This is a genomic window from Bacillus pretiosus (assembly GCF_051294775.1).
GTDB classification, from domain to species: Bacteria; Bacillota; Bacilli; order Bacillales; family Bacillaceae_G; genus Bacillus_A; species Bacillus_A wiedmannii.
This window is the reverse complement of sequence record NZ_JBPPHF010000143.1, coordinates 1-311: the sequence shown is the minus strand read 5'-3', so window position 1 is coordinate 311 and position 311 is coordinate 1. Positions and strand designations below refer to the sequence as shown.

Below are 311 nucleotides of genomic sequence, written 5' to 3'. Positions count from 1 at the left end.
TGGCCCAACAGGTCCAACGGGAGTAACAGGTCCAACAGGTGAGACAGGTCCAACGGGAGCGACGGGAATAACAGGAACAACGGGTCCAACGGGAGCGACGGGAATTACAGGGGCAACAGGTCCAACGGGAGCGACGGGAATAACAGGAACAACGGGTCCAACGGGAGCGACGGGTATAACAGGGGCAACAGGTCCAACGGGAGCGACGGGAATAACAGGAACAACGGGTCCGACGGGAGCAACAGGAATAACAGGGGCAACAGGTCCAACAGGAGTAACAGGTCCAACGGGAGTTACAGGTCCAACAGGAG

Annotated in this window: 1 protein-coding gene; it reads left to right on the top strand. The window is 58.2% G+C overall.

All coding sequences use genetic code 11. The features are described 5' to 3' along the window. On the top strand, nucleotides 1-311 hold a 311-nt coding region (locus ACSG5Z_RS30225), incomplete at both ends, for a hypothetical protein (RefSeq protein ID WP_435712779.1).